The following is a 16,915-nucleotide window of genomic DNA, read 5'->3' on the forward strand; positions in this document are numbered from 1 at the left end:
ACTGAAGGCAGAGGCGCACCAAGCGCTCAAAATTCCAGACCGAGGAGACAGCAATGACCACCCATTACCGGGCCTGCCATTTGTGCGAGGCCATTTGTGGCGTAAAAATCGAAGTCAGTGACGGCCAAGTCATGTCCATCAAAGGCGATGAACAAGACCCATTCAGCCGAGGCCACATTTGCCCCAAAGCGGTGGCTTTGAAAGACCTCCAGGAAGACCCCGACCGGCTTCGCAAACCCGTCATCAAGCGTCAGGGGAAGTGGGTTAAAATTGAATGGGATGAGGCCATCAGCGAAGCCTGCAAGGGTTTGTTGGCCGTGCAGGAGCGGCACGGTGCCAATGCGGTGGGGGTGTATCAAGGCAACCCGAATGTTCACAACTGGGGCCTGATGACCCACGGCGCCAACTTCCTCGGTTTACTCAAAACACGCAATCGCTTCTCCGCCACCTCGGTCGACCAACTGCCCGCACAATTGATGGCGTACTGGATGTACGGACATCAACTGCTCATTCCCATTCCCGACATTGACCACACCGACTACTTCCTGATGTTGGGCGCCAACCCGCTGGCCAGCAACGGCAGCCTGATGACCGTGCCTGATGTGGCCCATCGAATCAAAGCCCTGCAGGCCCGTGGCGGGCAATTGGTGGTCATTGATCCACGGCGCACCGAGACCGCCGAGGTGGCCGATGTCCACCATGCCATCCTGCCCGGCGGTGATGCAGCCTTTCTGTTTGCGATGATTCACACCATCGTGTCAGAGGGCTTGATGCGGTCCTCGCACTTGACTGAACATGTTCACGGGCTCGAAGAGGCGCTGAAGGTCATCACGCAGGTCACTCCAGCCATGGCCCAAGTCCAGTGCGGCATCCCGGCTGACACCATTGCACGCATTGCACGCCAGTTTGCTTTAGCCCCCAGGGCGGTGGCTTATGGGCGAATGGGTGCATGCACCCAGAGGCATGGCAGCCTGGCTCAATGGGCCATTCAGGTTCTGAACCTGATCACCGGCAACACGGATGCCGCGGGTGGCGCGTTGGTGACGCAGCCTGCTGTGGACCTGATTGCAGCCCCCAACAGCAAACCGGGCAGCTATGCACGTTGGCACAGCCGAGTCAGCAACCGCCCTGAGGCCTTGGGTGAATTCCCCTGCTCACTGATGGCCGAGGAAATGCTGACCCCCGGTGAAGGACAGATTCGTGCCATGGTGACCATCGCTGGAAACCCGGTTTTGTCCACGCCCAACGGTGCCCAATTGGACCGCGCCTTGGCAGGGCTGGACTTCATGGTGGCCATTGACCTGTACATCAACGAAACCACGCGGCATGCGAATTTGATTTTGCCCACGTCAGGCCCCTTGGAGCATGACCATTACGACTTGATTTTCAACATCTTCGGCGTACGGAATCAGGCGAAATACAGCCCAGCTACATTGCCCAAGCCCGAAGGTGTTTTGGATGATTGGGAGTTGATGGACAAGCTGGCCGCCTGTTTTGCCGAGTTGTCCGGCAAACCTGTTCGTCCATCCATGCCCCCCCAGATGATCCTCGACATGGGCCTGCAGATGGGCCCGTACGGTATGGCCAGCCCTCACAAACTCAGCTTGGCCGTGTTGCAGCAAAACCCGCACGGGATCGATCTGGGTGCATTGAAACCCTCGTTTCCATCCCGCTTGTTCACTCAAGACAAAAAGATCCAGGCCGCGCCCGAGCCGGTGATGCAAGCTGCCAGGCAATTTTTAACGCAGTTGACCCAACCCGCTCCACCACAAGCGGACTTCCTTTTGATTGGCCGCCGCCATGTTCGAAGCAACAACTCATGGATGCACAATTCGGAGCGCTTGGTGAAGGGGCGTGACCGTTGCACCGCCTTGATCAACCCGCAAGATGCGAGCCGCTTGGGCTTGGCGGATCATGACTCAGTTCGCATCACAAGCCGGGTTGGTGAAATCAGCTTACCGGTTGAGGTGTCCGAAGCCATACGGCCCGGCGTGGTCAGTGTGCCCCACGGTTGGGGCCACGCGCGGGAGGGCAATCGTTTGCGGGTTGCGCAGGCTCACCCTGGGGCCAGTTGTAATGATTTGACCGATGAGCAATGGCTGGATGAATTGTCGGGCAACGCAGCCCTCAATGGCGTACCTGTCAGTTTGAGTCGCTGACCCACCGGGTGGGCCTTGTTGTTGAAATGCGACTTGAATGCGACTAAATATTCGCTTTATGCTGAATTCAATCGCCTTCAAACAGTCAAGGAGACTCGATGCCCACCCCCGCTGCCCAACCCGAGCGTTTGCGACCTTTTGAACACACTCAGCGGCCGACCTCTTGGGTGGTTCAACGTGTGCTCAAGCGCCCACTGGCACCGACCGAGCAGGAGTATCACAGCCTGCGCACAGGGCTTACGCAGGGTGATGAATTGATGGACGCCTTTGTGGCTGCGGCAAGGCAGCGTGGCGAGGTTCGGTATTACTGGCAGCAATTGAATGGGATCACCCAGGGCCGCAATACACAGACGGACATTCCAGAGCTTCAAGCACTTTTGCACAGCGCGGCCCACCCGCCATTCGCCGTTGACGAGGCGCTGTGCGAACAAGCCGTTCAGTTCATCCATCGGCAGGGGCGAATGGCCACCGATGTACTGCGCGACCTCTCATTGATGGCAGGGTACCTTCTGTCGGCATTTAACCAAACCCTCATCCTGACTGGCGACTTGGACAAAGGCGCGGCTTCTCGCTTGGCCAACACATCCGACTGGTGGCTGAAAGTGACTGACACACAGTCCAATCGGCCCTTTGCCCCCGGCTTTCTTGCTTCATTGCAAGTTCGATGGATTCACGCCATGGTGCGTGAACAGGTGCAACAGCACCCCCAGTGAAATGGCCAACGCTATGGCCTGCCCGTGAACCAGGTGGACATGGCGGCGACCTATTTCGGTTTTAGTTTGGTCATGCTGCTGGGCTTGCGGCGTTTTGGGGTTTGGGTCAGCCCGTCGGATTCCCGTGCAGTCATGCACCTGTGGAAGTGCATCGCGTGGCACATGGGTGTTCAAGAACGATGGCTGGTGGACACTGAGTTGCAGGCTGTGGTTCAGTTGAGGCACTTCATGTTCACCCAAACGCCCCCCGATGAAACCACCCGCCAATTGGCCGGCGCGCTGGCCACAGAACCCCTGCTGCGGCGCTTCAGTTCATTGCCAACACTTCGTCAACGCTGGTACTACTGGATGCACCTGAGCAGCACCTCGTGGTTGCTTTTTGGCTCAGGAAAATTCAGGCAACTCGGCCTGAAGTCGCCCTTTGGCCCGTGCCTTAAGCCCTTGCAGTTACTGCCGCGTTTGGTTCGTTACTACCTGCACAGCGCATGGGCGAGTGCCCGACATCGGCAAGCCTTGTATGGCCGTGCCCAGCAAGTGCAGGCTGTGGCTGAGTTGCATCGCAATCCCGCTGAGGTGAAACAGGCCATGCACCCTGTGAATGCTGGTCAGTGAGGCTACCCGGTGCGTAAACAACCGCGTCAGCAACGTTCAAGGGACATGGTCGACCGCTTGGTGCAGGCCACAGCCCACTGTATGACCTTGCATGGCCTTGATGGGTTTACCACCCACCAGGTCGCCGATGAGGCGGGCGTCAGCGTGGGGTCGCTGTACCAGTATTTCGAGTCCAGAGAAGATTTGGTTCAGGCGTTGATGGACAAAGTCATGTCTCAACTCGTGCACGGCTTGAACACCCAAGTGCTTGGAAAAACCACCGACCTGCGCGAAGTGGTTGAGCTGGCGGTGCGTTTTGGTTTCGCGTTTCTGCGGGCAGACGACGGGCTGGGCTTGGAGATGGTTCGCAATTGGCATCGCCTACCCACCCAGAATGTGGTTCGCTTGCTTCAAGACGTGCTGATGGATTTCATGCGCCTCTACCTGCTCAAAAACCCCACGCACCGCCAGCCCCAGAGGCTTCAAGTGCGTGGCTTCATCGTCGCCAATTCCGTGGTGTTCACGATGATTAGGGCCATCAGCGAACCCAGCCCTTTTCTCAATGAAGACGACCTCGCCCAGGAGCTGGTACAGATGGTGGTGGCTTATCTGGAGTCTTAGCTGAGCGCCACCACTACCTCAAGCGAGCCGTTCTGGAATCAGAAGCGCCAGCCCAAGCCCACGCCGATCAGCAAAGGGTCCAGCTTGGCTTTGGACACCGCAGTTCCATTGGCCAAAATGTCGCTGCGTATCTGAATTTTTTTCACATCCACGTTCAAATACATCGTGTCGGTTAGCCGATAGTCCGCACCCACCCCCATCGCCAAACCCACGCTGTGGTTTTCCAACTCCAAGGGTTGCGCACCCGCTGCCAGCCGCACACCCGAGATGTGGGTGTAATTCACGCCCAGCCCGGCGTAGGGCTGAAAGGTTTCGCCAGGCCGGAAATGGTACTGCAGGCTCAGCGTTGGGGGCAGGTGTTTGAAGTTACCCAGCGATGTGCTGGTGCCACCCGTCACCAGCGTGACATCGTGCTGTTGCGGGTAAGTCAGAACCAGTTCGGCCGCCCAGTTCGGCGTGAAGAAATAACTGATGTCCACTTCAGGAATGGTTTTGTTGCTGACATTCACCGTGTTCGGGTCAGTTACACCCAGTGCCGGTATGGGGTCAGACCTGTTGGCCATGTCCATGTGAACGGCGCGTACCCTGACCATCCACGGTTCTTCCTGAGCGGCTTGGGCGCTGTTCAATGCAAACAGCCCGGTTGCCAGGCAGATGACTGCGTGTTGAGCAGGCCTGAGGGTGAGGCGGCCAATGGCCGATGTCGCGGCTTTCTTCATGGTGATGCTCCAAGGTTGGTGTGTAAAAACTATCTGTTCATAGTTTTCACAATTGCTTGGGCCATCACCTTGATCTGGATCAACTCATTGTCTGTATCAGGTCACTGCCGTGTTCTCTGTCTGAATCGGTGCCCAAACAACCCCGTTGTTCACCATCAGCTCAATGGTCGCCAGGTTTTCAGGGGTGCCCGGTAGCACCGTGGTGGCCGTAACACCCCCTACCTTGGCCAGGTTGACCAGCGATGACGATTCGGTGCCGACCAATTGGACATGCCGCTGCGGATGAGAGGCCAGCAGGTCCATCACATACTCTTCAACGATTAACTCTGTATTGATCCTTTCGCAGCCCGGAAAGTTGCTGAGCTTGTCTCTGGGATGGGGGATAAAGCCACACCCGGGATGTTCGTCCAGAAATGCCCTGACCACTGAATGCTGAGTTCGCATTTGCTCCGGTGCCGGGCCGACAAAAAGCGTGATGGCATCAACGCAGTGGTCGCTGGTTGGCGCTGAATGTACCTCCACATGACCGTCTTTGGAAGTGCCCAGCAGTGGGATGTACAGCGTGCGTTCGAACCAGTTTTTGCCGGGGTAAATCGTGAAGTGTTGTACCGACAGTGTGGGTAGATTGTCTGAATTGAAATGTACTCCGCAGGCTTTCAGAAAGGCACGTCTCAACCAAGAATTGCTTTTGTTCCAATGTATGGAATCGCCCTGAATGTTCAAAAGCCCATCGTCGTAGGTGTACACCCGCTTGGGATTCAATCCCGTGAGAGTGGCCCATAAAAAATCGTCGATCCCACAGGCGGAGAACACTTCATCAAATTGCCCCAAAGCCTGTGCTTCATTGACCACCTGTCGCCGGTACTGCCACAACTGGACGTACTTTTTGAAACCGGTTCCCAAGCTTGGCCTTGCTTGCTGAATGGTTTTGGCGTTCGTGCAAAACCCTTTCATTCTGGCCAAGTACCGCTGTTGACGTGCGTCAGGCAATGCGCTCAAGTAAAAGCCCTCATCAAACTGCACGCCCAACGTTTGGGCAATGCGTTCAACGATCAGAACATGCAGGGGCGTCATGCAGATGCAAGCCCGTTTGGGTGGGGCGCTCACCATATCAAATGAATAATTCATCCTGACAATATCGCAGGTTCAAGCTCAAATGTCTTCGAGAGCCTTGCGTGTGCGTCTTCCAGTGCTCAACCCCTTGGGTGATCTAGGGTGATGGTTCTTGAGCAGAACGGACTCGCCTTATTCTCCACCGCGCGGTCAATCTGTAAATTTCTTGCCATGACATGTGCATCAGCACCTGAGCGTTTTTTTATCCATCGGAGTCAACATGAACCTGTTCAAATCATTCAAAACCCTGCTGTGCACCAGCGCGGTCGCCTTGGGGGCTTTTACTACGCCGTCCCAAGCGGCAGTGGTCGATATCCCATTGTTTGGTAGCCACGCCCAAGCACCCGGCGCGCCGGTGCCTGCACCTCGTACTGACAACTACAGCTTTCAAGTGACTGGTACTGGCGGCGCGTTGCTGTCTGTATTGTTCAACAGCAACCTGAACGCGTCCTATGCCTTGTATTCAGGCGCGCCCATGAGCAGTTCCCCCCTGAGCAGTGGCAGCCTGTTTACTGGGGTCAACCTCAGTGTGCCCTTGGGCAGTAATCTGGCGGGCTTGTACACCTTATCCATCACCTCCTCTCTGCGCCCTGGGTCCACTACCGGTTTTTACAACGGTGCGTTGACTGTGTCCTCTGTACCTGAGGCTGGCGAGTTGCTGATGTTGAGTGCAGGCCTGGCCGCAGTAGCCGCAGTGGTTCGTCGTCGCAAGGCCCGCGCCGAAGCTCTGGCGGTCCCCGCATTGGCCTAATCTCGGGTCGTGAACTGGTCAGGTTTTACTGACCACGTTCAAATCATTCAACTGAGCCGGTATATTCCGTAGGTGTGGTAATGGTGATATTCACAAGCACCTTCGGAATACCTGAGCTAATTTCACTTTGACGCTTCCCACAGCTCGATAGACTCAAAAATGTCTGAAGCGGGTTTAAGAAAAGCCCGACCAGCGTTCTCTCTGTTTATTTAGTCTGGTGGTTCCTATGCGTCGTATTCAATGGGCTTGCAACAGCCATCGAAGAAGGCTCACTCAGTGTGTTGTGTGGTTGTATGGTGTTGTCACTGGGTCTCAGGCCTTAGCGCTCGAGCCAGCCTGCGAGCTGAGTATACCCAGTGGTTTTTGCAGCGATGCAACACTTGAAACGCCTTGGGTGAACTTGCCAACCCCATTGCCGCCGCCCCAGCCCATGGCGTCCTTTGGTACTCACGAGCGTCCTTTTTCTCCCAACTCCTTGTGGAACAGTCGACCACGCCAAGTGAAGTGGGCCGATGTCATCATCCCCCCAGCGCAGTACTTTCCTCGGGTGGGTAATGGCAGCTTTTCGACCACCGCTTTTCTCGCATTGCCCACCGACAAGGCCCAACGGGTCTACCCACCCGTTGGCCGACCCGGGGTGTGGGATCCTGACGCCGAAGCGCATTTGCCCTATGTGGACATTGCAAAATGGCCAGTGGCCACTATCCCGGCAGCAGGTTCGGATGGACACGCTGACATTGTCGACCCCTCCGCTGGTCTGATTCATTCATTCTTTCAACTGCGGAAAATCGATGGTCGGTGGACCGCCACCCAATACGCATGGACGCGGCTCGATGGTCGAGGGTGGGGCAACGGTGCCCACTATTTTCAGGGGGCTCGTGCTGCTGCGGTGCCCTCCATCGCTGGGGTTATCCGCAAACATGAGATCAATGACGGTGCGCCTCAGTACTACCATGCGCTGGCGCTGTCGCTCACCTTCAATGCAATGTCACCGGAGGTGCAATACGTCTATCCAGCCACTTCGGGCGATACTGCCTACAAGGCGAATGAAGGGCGTATTCCGATGGGGGCTTTACTGATGTTGCCACCCGACTTCAACACCTCAACCATCACCAGTCAACCTTTGCGCAAGGTGGCGAACACGCTGAAAACCTACGGTGCGTACGTGGTTGATCGAAACTATGGGACGCCGTTCTACGTGTACGTAGAAAATGGCGTGGCCTATGACCTGCACGAAGGCAAATGGAACAATTCAGTCGCTACGGATTTGCTTCGTATCCGCGAGGCGCTTCGCCCAGTGGCTCAGGCCCGCGATTGGGTGGATGGTTTCGAAGTCAGTTCGATCAAATTGCCGCCATTGAACTTGATGTCCATGCGTGGTCCGTGGAGCCCCCTGAAAGGCAGTACCGTCAAGCCTAACTATGATTCCAAAACTCAGCGACTGGTGTTTGGTCCTACGCAGAAAAATGAAACTGCCGAGAATTTATCAAGTCGAAGTTTTTCTGGAGTGACGTGGGCCAAACCTGTGCCTGGTCGCCTGTATGAATTCAAGGTGGAGTCCCCTCAAGGCGGGCGTGCCTACCTTCGCTATTGGAGCAACGGCGTGGAACAATTCAATACCCGACCGATTCGTCACGGGGAATCATTTCGGTTGATCTGGCCCAATGTCGAGGGGGTGCCAATTCTAGGTGTGATCAGTGGGATTGGCAACAGAACAGAAATACGTGCAACCTTCACCGAGGTGGTGCAGTGAAGGCCAGGTTTCAGTGGTTGCTGCTTGGGCTGGTGGCAACCGCGGGTGCCTCCTCATGGGGGGCAGCCAATCTCTTTGCAGCGGAAGCCCCTCATCAATCAGGCAACAGGGCAGTGTCAGACCGGTTCGGCACATGGCAAAAGCCATTTGCAGTCAATTCCTATTGGAATGCCATGCCCTTGAACCCTGTGCTTGGGCAGGCCACCATTCCTGACTCCGATTACTATCCCTTGATTGGAGAAGGGCCTTATTCCTCCAGCGTTTTCCTTGCATCCAAAACCGATAAACCCCAAGAAGTCTTCGGCCTGCCGGGCAAGCCCGGGCTGTGGGAGTTGGATGGCGAACAGCATTTGCCCTGCATCACCATACCCCGTTGGCCTGCAGGCACGGTCCCAGCCAGTGGCTCCGACGGACATGCCGACATCGTGGACCCTATTGACGGTATCGTGCATTCCTTTTTCCAGTTGCGCAAAGATGCAGAAGGGCGATGGGTCGCTGGCATGTACGCGTGGTCTTCGATCAAAGGCCGCGGTTGGGGCGACCCAGCCCACTATTACCAGGGAGCAAGGGCCACTGCCGTTCCACCTTTGGCGGGGCTGATCCGTAAACATGAGGTGAATGATGGTCAGGATGAATACGATCATGCCTTGTCGATGTCTTTGACCTACAACGGCCTGTCCTCCGAAACCGATTATGTTTACCCAGCCACATCTGCAGACCGGGAGTGGCGGAAAAATACCGGTCAGATTCCCGAGGGCAGCCTCCTCATGTTGCCAGCGGATTTTGATGTTCAGCAAATTACAACCCCAGGGCTGCGCAAGGTAGTCAACACGCTCAAGCGCCGCGGAGCCTACGTCGTCGACCGCAATGTGGGTACTCCGTTCTACATCTATGTTGAGAATGGGGCAGGTTTCAATCTTCACGGGCCTAAGTGGAACAACCAAGTGGCCAAGGAGTTGCGTTTGGTGCAACGCGCGTTGAGGCCTGTGGTGGCGGTATCCGGTTGGCTTGATGGACAGGGCAAAGCCATGGACACGGCAGAAACACTGAATCTGCTGTCCATGCGTGGACCTTGGCAGTTGACTCAAGGTGAGGGCGATGTACGGTATGACACACACAGTCAGTCTGTCTGGGTCAAGCCAGGTTCTGCAGATGCGGTGTATATCCAGCGAAATGGCCGTGGTATCAACTCTGTAAAATGGGGCTCAGTCAAGCCCGGCGGGGTTTATCGTGTCAAAGTTCAGGCGTCGCCAGGCCTGCAATTCAGGTTGCGTGTGCAGGCGGGCCCAACGGGGAAGGACAATACAGACACGCCTTGGATGGTCTCGGGTGAGCAGTTCGATTATCGATGGCCTGAAGGCAAGGGCCGCGTGCAGCTTTTTGTCAGGGTCAAACCTGGCGATTCGGTACAAAGCTTCGCCAGTGAAGGGGCGGTGCGTGCCACCTTAACCGCGTTGGACGAGTCACTCACTCCGCCCCTCTTGAATAACAATTCTGCGACATTGTCCCGCTGATTCGCCCGCTGGGTCACGCGCTCACGACTCCTTCGAATCCCGGGATGAACGCACCCATTCAGATTGTTTTTTAGTTAGGTATCGAAGATACATCGGTACCTTGTTCAACACATACCTAGGGACGCTCCACAGCGCTCTGGCCTGCAATACCTCTCGCCCTACGCTGCGCCACGCCATGACCACCGACAGGGTGAGCAGGCCGAGCCAAGCCCAATTCACCAGCAGCAACAAGTAATGAGTTTTGGGCGCTTGTCCCTTCAAAAACGCCGACACGTCGATACATGGTATTAGCACACTGCTGATCAAGACCAGTCCGGACGCGGCCAGAACCAGCAAGGCCAGAGGGGGAATGCATACATCCAGCCCTAACGCCAATAGTTGGCGCTGACCGGTTTTCAGCCCACGCAGTGCGACAGGTAAACCCGTGTTGAGTATCAAGGAGAGGTGGCCATGTTCCCAGCGGGTGCGTTGGCTATCCTGAGCCTGGGGAGTTGGGGCAAATTGGCTGAAAACTCTCGCATGTTCGTCAAACACCGGCGCATGGCCTGCCTCGGTCAAGGCAAGCCCAAGTTGCATGTCTTCGACCAAATGCCCGGTCGCGAAACTGACCTTTTCGATGCAGGCCCAAGGAAATGCCATCCCGGTGCCCGTCAGCTGACAACCCAGCCCCATCCGTTTCAAGCCACGGGGTCGCGTCCAGTTTTTAACACGCCAGGCAAATTGTGCAATCTGCCCGTTCAGGCCATCAGGCGCATCGTCCATCAGGTAAAGGGACTGAACTGGCCTGCCCGTCAGCACAGCGTGGCGGGCCAGCCTGCTGATAGCACCAGGTTCAGGAATGCAGTCTGCATCAAGAACAATCACCACGTCCGGTGCACCGCTGCGCGTCAGTTGGGCCAAACCAAAGTCCAGTGCATACCCTTTTCCCCGCTTGGTGGCGTCTGTCCGTTCAATCACTTCAACGCCCTGGGCCCGTGCCTGCTCTGCGGTATCGTCAGTGCAATTGTCCGCAACCACCAGAATGCGGCAAGTGTCACCTTGCAGCGGTTTCAAGCTGTCCAGGGTTGGAATCAGGTGGAAGGATTCGTTGTGTGCGGGAATAAGGACAGCCACGTTAGGGGGCTGAGTCCCTATGGCAAGACGACGGTCCTTGTTGGTTGGCTTAAGCCCCGCCAGTACTTGGGCTGTAAACCACATTACGGGGATCCCCACCAACAGGCTCCCCAGCGCCAGCGCGCTCAGCAGAAAAACGCTCATGTTCGCTCCTGTGAATGAGTGGCACTTTGGAAGAGGGCAGCGAGTTTGTCGGTTTCGGTCGCCAAGCTGTGACGTTTCAGCACGCGGTCTTGTGCCCGTTGCCCCATCACCCTCCAATCTTCTTCCGGCATGGACAGGCAGATCTCAATCAGGTCGGCCAGTTTCAGGGTGTCACCGGCGGGGGCCAGAAAGCCATGCACCCCGTGTTCCACCAATTCCGGAATGCCCGCCACCAAAGTACTGATCACCGGCCGTTTCAAAGCCATGGCCTCCATCAGCACAATCGGGAGGCCTTCGGCAAAACTGGGTAGTACCAGTGCGCGAGCTTTCAGCAACTCGTCGCGCACTTGCTCACTGCTGATCCAGCCCGTAATTCGTACTGAATCCTGCAGGTTCTCCGACGTGATGGTCCGCTCAATGATGTCGCGCATTTCCCCGTCGCCAGCCAGCACCAGTTCAAACTTCACACCGCGCGACTTCAGCACGCTGCACGCTTGAAGCAACAACAGTTGGCCTTTTTGTTCGCACAGTCTGCCTACACAGACCAGCCGGGCCGGATGCTCAGGTTCGGCAAGTGGTGGACGGTGAAATTGAGGCTCGATACCACAATGAACTACTTGGACCTTCTGCCATTGCTCATGAGGAATCCAGCGATACAACTGGCTCTTGCAGAACGACGTGATCGCCACGACAAAGCGGCTTTGAGCGATTTTGTCGCCCAGGTGAATGAACTCGGGTTTGTCGAACTCTTCGGGGCCATGCACCGTAAAGCTGTAACCCGGGCCACCCAGTGCATGGATCAGTGTGGCCACCTCGGTGGAGTTTGCACCAAAGTGTGCATGCACGTGTTGTACCTTTGCGCTTCTAAGCCATTCCAAAGCAAGGCAGGCCTCCATCAAGTACACCAAGTGGATCAGCAAGGGCCTGTCTGCCCGGCGGCCCAAGTGAAGTGCGGTTGCCAGTGCTTCAAGAAATCGTCCCGGTGTCTGCCAAGCCACAGCCACAGCGCTGCGTATCAGCTTCAACACGCCACGCTGAAGTAGGTAGTGCGTCTTGAGCCGTTCGGCATGGTCAACTGGGTCGGCCAGCGGATTATCCCAACCGCGAACCGACAAGCGAAAGACCTCAAAGCCCTTTTGTTCAAGGGCCAGAATTTCCCGGCGGATGAAGGTATGGCTGACTTTTGGATATTGGTTCACCAAATAGGCGATTTTAGGTCTCGTCATTGCCGTGAATACTCCAGTAGGATCAGGCCGATTGGCCTGACGAGGAACGATTGATCAATGCCCGCAGGTAATGGGCAATTGCGCGCTCGGGGCCATCCGGGCGCCCAGCGAAAACCCAGATCAGCCATTGGACCGCGCCATGAAGAATCAGCCCTGCAACGCCCCACGCCACTAAACCCAGCACCGAGGACATGGCGCCACCTGGGGGAACGGCTAAAGGGCTCAACTGTCCTCCAGCAACCGTTGCGTAAGTCAACACGCAGGCGGTCAGCGTTCGCCAGGTGGACAAGGTTTGTTGGCTCAGTGACAAGCCTGTGACCTGTCCGGCAATTCGGAAATAGAGCAGGCAGTCAACCAATGCACAGGCGGCACGCCCCCACAATAGGCCAGTGAACCCGCCCAGGGCGTACCCGGCGGACATGCTCAACAGCCTTGCGCACAGTGAAAGCAGGTCGCGATGGAAAGCCAAGCGCGTGTTCAGGGTGGCCAGCACCACCGACAAGCCCACCGTGCCCAACGATTCAAGGCAGGCCACCATCACCAGCACACGAAATACATCGGTGACATCGTTCCATTTCGGGCCAAGGGCGATGGCAATTACCGGCTCGGAAAGCGCACTGGCTATGGTGGCCATGGGCAAAAAAAGGCAGCAGACCAAGGCAAGGCTATTCAAGTAGGCTTTGGCCAAGGCCGTTCGCTGGTTTTGGAGAGGCACCAAGCTTGGCGAGATGACTTTCAGCGCAGCAGCCAAGGTTTCGGTGAACAAGACCGAAGACAAGCGTCCCGCCAGAGAATACACACCAGTGGTGTGGGTGCTGAACAGTTTGCCCACGGTGAACTGATCCATTCGGGCGTTCAGAGTTTTGACGAACATGGATGCCGTTAACCACATGGAGTAGCCCCAGAGGTCTTTCAGTTTGACCAGAGTGATGCGCGGTCGAAATGGCGCGCACCAATACGACATCACTAACGCACAGGCCTGTGTGGCCACTGTACCTGCGACCAAGGCCCAGTAGTTGCGCCAATACAGCGCTGCAACCAAAGTGACGGCAAAGCCCACCAGTTTTTGGCTTAAGGTCAGGATGAATTCGCTTTTGAAATTGAGTTCCCGAGCCAACATGGCCATTCGGGGGCTTTGCAGGCTGCCCAGGAACACCGACAGGCTCATGGCCCAAGCGATGGATTCCAGTTCCGGTTTGCCGTAAAACCACGCGAGCAGTGGGGCGCTGGCCCACACCAGAGCCGCCAGAGCTGTGGCCCGCAGGGCATTTAACGTCCAGGCTGTACAAAGGTGTGCATCCGTGACTTTCGGTAGATGCGTCAGTACCGAGGCCATCTGCAATTCGGTCATTGCGGCCAACAGTGTGACCACCGCATCGACCAAAACGACCAATCCGTAATCTTCCGGGTGCAGTAGGCGTGCCAGCACCAAGGTGCTGATCAAGCCGATGGAGGCCGCCAGGCCCTTGGCGCCGACCAGAAGGTAAGCGCCCTTCAAAGACTGCCGAGAGTTCATTGTGGCCGGACCAGATCGGCCTTGGCCTGCTGGGCCAGCGCATAGAATGCACCGGCCAAGGCCCAGAAGTACCAGTTGTAGGCCAGGTAGTCCACCACGTTGTCGGAGGTGTTTAGTGTGAGATAAGACAACAGCAAGGCCAGGTACACCATACCCAAGCGCGGTGCGTGCTGCCACAGCCGGCAAGCGGCCAAAAGTTGAGCTCCAACAAACAGGCCGAAGACGGCAACGGCCAATACCCCCCCGTCAAAGTAGCGTTCTACAAACACATTGTGCGCACCAAACTGTCGCCCCCCGGACAAGGGGAAAAAGTCGGGTGAGTAGAACATGAACCCGCCAAGGCCGTACCCAAGCCATTGCCGGGCCGGGCTCATCCAGTTCAATCCACTCTCCCAGATGTATTGACGCCAAGCAAATGAGTTCAGTTTGGCGTATTGGACTACTTCGTTGCCCGAGAAGAGGTCCATCACCCGGTCCTGAACTGCAGGCGTGAACGCTGCAATCAGCACGGCAACTGCCAGACCGCTCAGAACCCAGCGGGATACCGTAAGCCCATAGATCAATGCCGCCAACACCAAGGCCAACCATGCCGAGCGGGTTTGGGTCATCAACACGCAAAGCACTAGCGCAGGCACCAAGCCCCACAATTCCACTTTGCGCCATCCATCTTGACCTGACTGTTGTGTTGATGGGTCAACCGACAACCATGGGCGTGCCGTGATCACAATCAGAATCAGCAGGCAATAGAACGCAAAAATATTCGGGTGTGTGAACGTACCCGACATCCTGCCCTCTGTCCCGAGGCTTCCCGTAAGCATCTGCAGCAACCCGGCAAGCACCGGTATGATTGCGGAGCACACCAACACTTTCAGCAAGGTGCTCAAGCGCTTTTCGAGAAAGCACCAGTAGCCCATCGCGAACACCGCTCCGTAACTGACGAAGGCCATGAGTTTCTTCAGGGCCGGGGTTGTGTCCGGCGCCAAAAATACCCCGAGGGTCATGACGGCCAGAGGTGCTGCCCAAAGGCGCACAATTGGCCCCGCAAGTCGACCAGTGGATTGAATCAACCAAACCAAGGCGCAGGCAACGATCAACACGTTCAAGGCGGCACCCATGCCCACGCTGTTGCTGAAACGTGCTGATTCCAGAGCAGGATCCAGTGCGCATCTGAAGAGTAGCAAACCCATAAACAGCCAGACGGGCCTGATCCACAGCATCACCAGAAGGGGGATCAATAACGGTGGCCCCACCAGCAGCAGTGGTTGGCTGGAGAATAATGTGGCGTATATTCCAATCAGGCAGCCCGCAAGGCCCATCGCAACGATCAGCAGGGCTGTGGGGAAACTTCTTGGGCTGTGAGCGTGCATGTCAGGACTCAACAATCAGGTGGCGGCGTTGCTCGGGCTCTAGCGATTCCAGCCAGGCTTTGAGGAAAGATTGATGCAGTTGCAGGGCCACTGCGGCGTCGGGTTCACCCCAGTCAAGGTTGGACACTCGCACCAACACGCCTTCGACACGGTGGCCTTTCAAACCACTCAAGAAGATTGCCTTTCGCATATCCAACCCATCGTGCAGGTACTGTCGTCCTGTCTTCATCCAATAACTCACAATCTCGTGCCGGTTAGGGTTTGTCGCCTCAAAACGCCGTAAAGGCACGTTGACGGGTGTTTGCCAAATACTGGGCAGGTTAAAACTTTGTTCTGGCAGTGAAGCAACGCTCAGGCCTTGAGCCGTGTAACAGGTTTCCGGTTTGTGGACTTTGATGTCTTGGGTCTGGCGTTCAACGTAGGCCAGGGCTACCATCAAAGTTTTGCCTTGCGGGTTGCGATAGGTGCCTGTCCATTGTTGGTCGTAGGGGCTGTCGGTTGATGGGCCATTACTCAAGCTCATTTGAACCAGTGGTGCTTGAACCTGTGTCCATTCTCCAATCGAATCGGGAAAGAGCGTGGTCAGTGAAAAGTTCGCCGTGGTGTGAAGGTCAGTCGGTGCCATTGAACGCGCCAACATGGCGCCCGTTAACGCGGCAGCCAGCAGCAGAACTGCAGGGGTTGGTGCCATATGGGGCCAACGGATTGGAGCGTGCTTGACGCTTGCGGCACCCGACTTTTTCTTGTTCAGGGCCTTAAACTGACCCAGCGCCGTGTCCAGCGCAAACAGCCCACCGAGTGCAACCATGAACAAGAACAGGCCTGAGAAGCTGTGCAGCCATCCTTGGGCCAGCTCATCGCCACCGTGGTACGTCAGCAAGGCCAGCAACACGATGCGCAGGGTGTTGGCAATGAAGGCCAGTGGAGCACAGGCCAGCATCAGAATAATGTTGCGCCAGTGGCTTGGGTGTGCCATCAACCGCACGTAGATCAACCCCAGTGTTTCAAGAACAAAGAGTGATTTCAGGCCCGCACAGGCATCGGCCACCAGCAAGCGATATGGGCCTACGGTCAAGGTGACCCCTTCACGGGCCACTGGGTAATTGAGGGCATGGAGCAGATGGTCTGCCGCGACAGATGCGCCCAGTTTCATGGGTTGTGTCACGCTGTCCACCAATACAGCGGGTAGCGGGGCCGAGAGGATAATCAGCACGAGAGCAAACCATTGGCGCCTGAGTACCACCCATCCATGTGTCGTCAGTAACCAGGCGGCCAGAATCGGTGACAAAGCGCCCAGTTCCAGGGCCGGCATGGTTTGTGATCGTCCGATGGCAAACATGCACACCCCGAGGGTTAGCAGTGCGATGAACCCTGATCGGCCAGCAGTGGTTGTATTGAATGAAACACCGTCAGTGATTGAAGACCATTCCCGCTTCAATCCTTGGCCAAGCAGGCCTAGGGCCAGCAGAAAGATCAAAGGCCCGTGGGCGTTGCGAGGGTCCCCCCAAGGCCCTCGAGCCAAGTTGACAATGGTGGGTGTGAACCAGACCACCAGACCCAACACGCTGAGCTGTGTCCACAAAGGCAGTTTGGCCCGATGTGGGTTGGGCGCCAC

13 protein-coding genes and 1 pseudogene are annotated in these 16,915 nt (G+C 56.6%); 7 read left to right on the forward strand and 7 right to left on the reverse strand.

Going from position 1 to position 16,915, the window contains the following annotated elements:
- Positions 1-53: 53 nt before the first annotated feature.
- The 4 genes and pseudogenes from ACK4FF_RS13170 (at position 54) to ACK4FF_RS13185 (ending at position 4,084) form a co-directional block, all read left to right on the forward strand.
- Positions 54-2,159, forward strand: coding sequence for a molybdopterin oxidoreductase family protein (locus tag ACK4FF_RS13170; RefSeq protein WP_409710124.1), 2,106 nt, complete (start codon positions 54-56; stop codon positions 2,157-2,159).
- 98 nt (positions 2,160-2,257) lie between these two features.
- Positions 2,258-2,872 carry a hypothetical protein gene (locus ACK4FF_RS13175; RefSeq protein WP_409710127.1) on the forward strand — a complete coding sequence of 205 codons (615 nt, stop codon included), beginning with the start codon at positions 2,258-2,260 and terminating at the stop codon, positions 2,870-2,872.
- 15 nt (positions 2,873-2,887) lie between these two features.
- Positions 2,888-3,484, forward strand: a pseudogene (locus ACK4FF_RS13180) (oxygenase MpaB family protein); the annotation flags it as partial.
- Between the two features lie 9 nt (positions 3,485-3,493).
- Positions 3,494-4,084 (forward strand): TetR/AcrR family transcriptional regulator, encoded by a 591-nt coding sequence (locus tag ACK4FF_RS13185; protein ID WP_409710130.1) that lies wholly within the window; start codon positions 3,494-3,496, stop codon positions 4,082-4,084.
- Positions 4,085-4,122: 38 nt separating this feature from the next.
- On the opposite strand, the gene ACK4FF_RS13190 is transcribed toward ACK4FF_RS13185, so the two are convergent.
- The gene (locus ACK4FF_RS13190; protein ID WP_409710133.1) at positions 4,123-4,803 is read right to left on the reverse strand and encodes an OmpW/AlkL family protein; all 681 of its coding nucleotides are present in this window, start codon (positions 4,801-4,803) and stop codon (positions 4,123-4,125) included.
- A 96-nt stretch (positions 4,804-4,899) separates the two neighbouring features.
- Positions 4,900-5,877: a glycosyltransferase family 52 gene (locus tag ACK4FF_RS13195; protein ID WP_409710136.1), complete on the reverse strand. Its 978-nt coding sequence runs from the start codon at positions 5,875-5,877 to the stop codon at positions 4,900-4,902.
- A 259-nt stretch (positions 5,878-6,136) separates the two neighbouring features.
- Here ACK4FF_RS13195 and ACK4FF_RS13200 point away from each other — a divergent pair, with 259 nt between their 5' ends.
- From ACK4FF_RS13200 to ACK4FF_RS13210, 3 genes are all read left to right on the forward strand, one after another.
- The gene (locus ACK4FF_RS13200; RefSeq protein WP_409710139.1) at positions 6,137-6,667 is read left to right on the forward strand and encodes a hypothetical protein; all 531 of its coding nucleotides are present in this window, start codon (positions 6,137-6,139) and stop codon (positions 6,665-6,667) included.
- 394 nt (positions 6,668-7,061) lie between these two features.
- The gene (locus ACK4FF_RS13205; protein ID WP_409710142.1) at positions 7,062-8,420 is read left to right on the forward strand and encodes an Atrophin-1 multi-domain protein; all 1,359 of its coding nucleotides are present in this window, start codon (positions 7,062-7,064) and stop codon (positions 8,418-8,420) included.
- Positions 8,421-8,593: 173 nt separating this feature from the next.
- A complete protein-coding gene (locus ACK4FF_RS13210) occupies positions 8,594-9,934 on the forward strand; it encodes an Atrophin-1 multi-domain protein (protein WP_409710145.1) in 1,341 nt (446 codons plus the stop codon).
- 21 nt (positions 9,935-9,955) lie between these two features.
- Here ACK4FF_RS13210 and ACK4FF_RS13215 read toward each other — a convergent pair whose 3' ends face one another.
- Genes ACK4FF_RS13215 through ACK4FF_RS13235 form a run of 5 tightly spaced genes read right to left on the reverse strand, consistent with a single transcriptional unit; the run spans position 9,956 to position 16,915 of the window.
- Positions 9,956-11,191, reverse strand: coding sequence for a glycosyltransferase family 2 protein (locus tag ACK4FF_RS13215; RefSeq protein WP_409710148.1), 1,236 nt, complete (start codon positions 11,189-11,191; stop codon positions 9,956-9,958).
- Positions 11,188-12,417: a glycosyltransferase gene (locus tag ACK4FF_RS13220; protein ID WP_409710151.1), complete on the reverse strand. Its 1,230-nt coding sequence runs from the start codon at positions 12,415-12,417 to the stop codon at positions 11,188-11,190. Before ACK4FF_RS13220 ends, ACK4FF_RS13215 begins: the two co-directional genes overlap by 4 nt.
- A 22-nt stretch (positions 12,418-12,439) precedes the next feature.
- Entirely contained in the window at positions 12,440-13,933 is a 1,494-nt protein-coding gene (locus ACK4FF_RS13225; protein ID WP_409710154.1) for a lipopolysaccharide biosynthesis protein, read from the reverse strand.
- The gene (locus ACK4FF_RS13230) at positions 13,930-15,300 is read right to left on the reverse strand and encodes an O-antigen ligase family protein (RefSeq protein ID WP_409710157.1); all 1,371 of its coding nucleotides are present in this window, start codon (positions 15,298-15,300) and stop codon (positions 13,930-13,932) included. Before ACK4FF_RS13230 ends, ACK4FF_RS13225 begins: the two co-directional genes overlap by 4 nt.
- A 1-nt stretch (position 15,301) precedes the next feature.
- Positions 15,302-16,915 (reverse strand): exosortase C-terminal domain/associated protein EpsI, encoded by a 1,614-nt coding sequence (locus tag ACK4FF_RS13235; RefSeq protein ID WP_409710160.1) that lies wholly within the window; start codon positions 16,913-16,915, stop codon positions 15,302-15,304.

The sequence above is a fragment of the Limnobacter sp. genome, assembly GCF_046297615.1.
Classification (GTDB): domain Bacteria; phylum Pseudomonadota; class Gammaproteobacteria; order Burkholderiales; family Burkholderiaceae_B; genus Limnobacter.

Coding starts and splice junctions, on each gene's coding strand:
- ACK4FF_RS13170 (WP_409710124.1), top strand. CDS start 54: ATGACCACCCATTACCGGGCCTGCCATTTGTGCGAGGCCATTTGTGGC.
- ACK4FF_RS13175 (WP_409710127.1), top strand. CDS start 2,258: ATGCCCACCCCCGCTGCCCAACCCGAGCGTTTGCGACCTTTTGAACAC.
- ACK4FF_RS13190 (WP_409710133.1), bottom strand. CDS start 4,803: ATGAAGAAAGCCGCGACATCGGCCATTGGCCGCCTCACCCTCAGGCCT.
- ACK4FF_RS13195 (WP_409710136.1), bottom strand. CDS start 5,877: ATGACGCCCCTGCATGTTCTGATCGTTGAACGCATTGCCCAAACGTTG.
- ACK4FF_RS13200 (WP_409710139.1), top strand. CDS start 6,137: ATGAACCTGTTCAAATCATTCAAAACCCTGCTGTGCACCAGCGCGGTC.
- ACK4FF_RS13210 (WP_409710145.1), top strand. CDS start 8,594: ATGCCCTTGAACCCTGTGCTTGGGCAGGCCACCATTCCTGACTCCGAT.
- ACK4FF_RS13215 (WP_409710148.1), bottom strand. CDS start 11,191: ATGAGCGTTTTTCTGCTGAGCGCGCTGGCGCTGGGGAGCCTGTTGGTG.
- ACK4FF_RS13220 (WP_409710151.1), bottom strand. CDS start 12,417: ATGACGAGACCTAAAATCGCCTATTTGGTGAACCAATATCCAAAAGTC.
- ACK4FF_RS13225 (WP_409710154.1), bottom strand. CDS start 13,933: ATGAACTCTCGGCAGTCTTTGAAGGGCGCTTACCTTCTGGTCGGCGCC.
- ACK4FF_RS13230 (WP_409710157.1), bottom strand. CDS start 15,300: ATGCACGCTCACAGCCCAAGAAGTTTCCCCACAGCCCTGCTGATCGTT.